At 66.3% G+C, this 1,245-nt stretch carries 1 protein-coding gene; it reads left to right on the top strand.

The window, feature by feature from the left end:
* Positions 1-1,245: ImcF-related family protein (locus M5B99_RS29565; RefSeq protein ID WP_248807451.1), on the top strand; the 1,245-nt coding region annotated here is incomplete at both ends.

The raw sequence follows: 1,245 nt of genomic DNA, 5'->3' as shown, positions 1-1,245 counted from the left end.
CGACAAGCGCCCTCACGCCCGCCGCCTGGGCTGGCCGGCCACGCGCATCGGCTATGCCTGTACGCTGGTCCTGGCCCTGCTGTGGGGCGCCGGCATGCTGCTGTCCGCCGCTGGCAACCGGGCGCAAATCGTCGAGGTGCACAGCGCGGTGACGGCTTTAGAGCGGTCGGCGCCAGGCGACGAACAACTGAGTGCATTGAACGAACTGGTGCACCAACTGGCGCGCCTGGACGCTCGCGCCCAACACGGCGTGCCCTGGTACCAGCGTTTTGGCCTGAACCAGAACCCAGCCCTGCTCGAGGTGCTATGGCCACGTTATGTCGAGGCCAACAACCGGCTGCTGCGCGACCCGATGGCCGAGCACCTTAAAGCCCAGCTCAACGCCCTGATCCAGCTCCCCCCGGACAGTCCCGAGCGTCTCAACCGTGCCCAGGATGCCCACGCCCAGCTCAAGGCCTACCTGATGATGGCGCAGCCGGAAAAGGCCGACGCGGCGTTCCTCGCGCAAACCCTGGGCAAGGTCGAGTTGAGCCATAGCGATCGGTCAGCCGGCCTGTGGTACGCCCTCTCGCCCAACCTGTTGCGGTTCTATGCCGAACAGCTGGCCGCCCACCCGGCCTGGCGCATCGAGGCCGATCCGCTGCGGGTCACCCAGGCCCGGCAGATCCTGCTCAACCAACTGGGCCAGCGTAATACCGAAGCGGCCCTGTACCAGCAGGTGCTCGACAAGGCGGCCCCGCACTACCCGGCGTTAAGCCTGCGGCAGATGCTCGACGAAACCGCGACCCTGGGGCTGTTTTCCACCACCGCCACGGTCCCCGGCGTGTTCACCCGCCAAGCCTGGGAGGGCCAGGTGCGTCAGGCCATCGACGAGATCGCCCAGGCACGCCGCGAGGAAATCGACTGGGTCCTCAGCGACAAACACGCCGAGATTGATCCGCGGATGAGCCCGGAGGAACTCAGAAAACGCCTCACCGAACGCTACTTCCAGGACTACGCCGGGGTCTGGCTGGACTTTCTCAACAGCCTGCGCTGGCATCCGGCCGATAGCCTGGGCGCGGTGATCGACCAGTTGACCCTGATGAGCGATATCCGCCAGTCACCGCTGATCGGCCTGATGAACACCCTGGCCTACCAGGGCCAGGCCGGCACCCGCCGCCAGGCCTTGGCCGACTCGCTGATCCAGTCCGCGCAAAAGCTGATGGTGCAGGACAAGGTGCCGGTCATCGACCAACAGATGCTGAC

This window comes from Pseudomonas sp. MWU13-2100, assembly GCF_023242365.1.
Classification (GTDB): Bacteria; Pseudomonadota; Gammaproteobacteria; order Pseudomonadales; family Pseudomonadaceae; genus Aquipseudomonas.
This window is presented reverse-complemented; position numbering and strand designations above follow the sequence as displayed.